The 2,605-nt window shown below is 67.6% G+C and carries 1 protein-coding gene and 2 pseudogenes; all 3 read right to left on the bottom strand.

Features of this window, described 5'->3' with window-relative positions; translation table 11 throughout:
* A pseudogene (locus tag ADE01S_RS30955) lies at positions 1-1,556 on the bottom strand (methyl-accepting chemotaxis protein); the annotation flags it as partial.
* Between the two features lie 137 nt (positions 1,557-1,693).
* Complete coding sequence (locus ADE01S_RS30950) at positions 1,694-2,161, bottom strand: hypothetical protein (RefSeq protein ID WP_062685583.1); 468 nt, start codon at positions 2,159-2,161, stop codon at positions 1,694-1,696.
* Positions 2,162-2,189: 28 nt separating this feature from the next.
* Positions 2,190-2,605 (bottom strand): annotated as a pseudogene (locus ADE01S_RS30945) (methyl-accepting chemotaxis protein); the annotation flags it as partial.

The following is a 2,605-nucleotide window of genomic DNA, read 5'->3' as shown; positions in this document are numbered from 1 at the left end:
GCTGCGTCACTTCGTCCATCTGCGACACCGCCCGGTTCACCTGGTCGATCCCGCTGGACTGCTCTTCGGACGCCGCCGAGATCTCGCCCATGATGTCCGTGACGCGCTTCACCGACGCCACGATTTCCTGCATCGTCGCCCCGGCGCGCTCCACCTGCTGCGAACCCGCGCCCACCTTCGTGACGGAATCCTCGATCAGGCCCTTGATTTCCTTGGCCGCCTGGGCGCTGCGCCAGCGAACGCACTTCGCCCGCCACCACCGCGAAGCCCTTGCCCTGCTCGCCCGCGCGGGCGGCTTCCACCGCCGCGTTCAGCGCCAGGATGTTGGTCTGGAACGCAATGCCGTCGATCACCGACACGATCTCGGAAATCTTGCGCGAGCTGGCCGAAATGCCCTGCATCGTGCTGACCACTTCCGACACCGCCGAACCGCCGCGTTCGGCCACGTCCGAGGCGCTGGCCGCGAGCTGGTTGGCCTGGCGGGCGTTGTCCGCGTTCTGCTTCACCGTCGAGGCCAGTTCCTCCATCGAGGCCGCCGTCTCTTCCAGAGAGGCCGCCTGCTCTTCGGTGCGGCTGGACAGGTCCGTGTTGCCGGCCGAGATCTCGCTCGAACCGACGGTAATCTCGTCCACGCCGCGGCGCACCGCCGACACCGTGCGGGTCAGGCTTTCCTGCATGCGCTTGAGGGCGGCGAACAGTTGGCCGATTTCATTGTGCGAACGCACTTCCACGCGGCTGGTCAGGTCCCCGGCGGCGATCTTGTCGAAGTGCTGGCCGGCTTCCACCAAGGGGCGCACCACCAGGCGGCCGAACAGCATGCGCGCCAGGATCATCAGCAACAACGCCAGGCCGACCGCGACGCCCACCGCGATCATGGCGCGGTTGAAGTTGGCGTCCGCCTGATCGATGGTGGCTTGCTGCTGGTCGGCGATGTACTTGCCGAATTCGCCGATCGCGTCGATGAACGCGGCGCTGCGCGGCGTGCCGTACTCGTTGTTCACCATATAGAACGTCGAGTAGTCTTCGCTGCGCAGGGCTTCGACCATCGTATCGACGCCGTCGTCGATGTACGAGCGGTAGCGCCGCACCAGGTTCATGGACAGCTGACGGCCGGTATCGTCCTGCAGCATGTTCTTCTGGAAATCGGCGAAGCGGCTGCGCACGCCCGTCAACAGGTCCGTGGCGCCTTTCAGGGCCGCCGCGGCGTCGCGCGCCGAGTTCTCGCCGCTGCCCCAGCCGGATTCCTGCAGGTGGCGGGCCGCCACCATCAGGGCGACGCGGGCTCGCAGCATGTCGCTGTTGATCACTTCGACCTGCTTGGAGCGCTCGGTCAGGGCGTTGACCTCGCGGATGGACTCATAGTTGCTTTGCAGGAAGTAGACGGCCAGGCCGCCGACCGCCGCGATCAATATGGCGAAGAACGCCATGACCCACAGCAGCATCGTGCCGACGCGGGCGTCGCGCAGGCGCATCTTCTTCTTCACCTTGGGCGTGCGCGGCGCCTTCCTCTTGCCGACCTTGCCGGACTTCGCACCGGATTCGAGACTCGCTTCCATAAATTTCCCCATCCCTCAGGAACTGCCTGACCAAATGAAAAACCACCCTGTGGACACGCCCTGTTACATGGCGCATACACTCAGGGCGACGTACATTGCGATCTGCGCCGCAATGCTCTCTGCCGGACTACAGGGACTTACCCGCCCCGCGGCCTGGAACCGGCCGGCTCACCCGGGCCCGGTATGTAGATGATTTGCCCCTCGGGCTCCGCCTTGGGCAGCGCCCAGTCCTGAGCGAAGTCAGGCGCAGGCGCGGGTCCCAGCAGTTTCTGGCGTTCCCAGGGTTCCAGCAGAATATTGGTGCTGTCGACGAGGCGCATCAGGCGGCCGTCCGGCCCGTACTGGAGCAGCGCTTCCTTGCGGCTATACAAGCCGTCCGCGACAAACGTGATCTTGAAGGACCAAAGCGCCAGCAGGGTGCCGTCGCTTTGTCGGTAGATTTTGTCGGGCGGGGCGGTCAGCGCCCGCGAGGTCTCTTCCAGCGTCGTCTGCCCTGGCGTCAGGGTCGACAGCTTGCTCGGGTCGAAATTGTGGCCCGTCGCCGCGCAGCCGGCGAGAAACGCCGTGAGCGCAGCCGCCGCCAGAAGATGTATATAGCCTCGCATACCTACCCATTTACCGGACTGGCCGGTGTCAGAAAGATTCCCAATCGTCATCCGCAGGCGGCGACCGGCGGCTGGCCGCCGGCGCGGGCTTGGCGGCCGGCGCGGCAGACGGCGCGGCAGACGGCCTCGCGGCGGGCCGGCGCAGCGGACGAGCCGCCGTCGCTCCCTCCGCCGCGGCCGGCTTGGCGCGGGCGGTGTGCGTCAGGCGCGCGGCCGGCGCGGCCTTGGGCGCAGCAGGCGCTTCGGCCACGGGCGCCTGGGGCGCCGCCGGAGCCGGAGCCGGCACACGCGGCGCCGGGCGCTGCTGGGCCAACTGGCGCGCGGGCACTTCGATGACTTCGCCCGCGTTGATCTTGAACACCGAGACCGCCTCGGCCAGGCGCTGCGCCTGCTCCTGCAGCGAGCCCGCCGCGGCCGCGGCCTCTTCCACCAGCGCCGCGTTCT

The organism is Achromobacter denitrificans NBRC 15125 (assembly GCF_001571365.1).
Lineage (GTDB): Bacteria > Pseudomonadota > Gammaproteobacteria > Burkholderiales > Burkholderiaceae_B > Achromobacter > Achromobacter denitrificans.
Note: the sequence above shows the minus strand (reverse complement) of the source record. Positions and strands in the feature narration are given on the sequence as shown.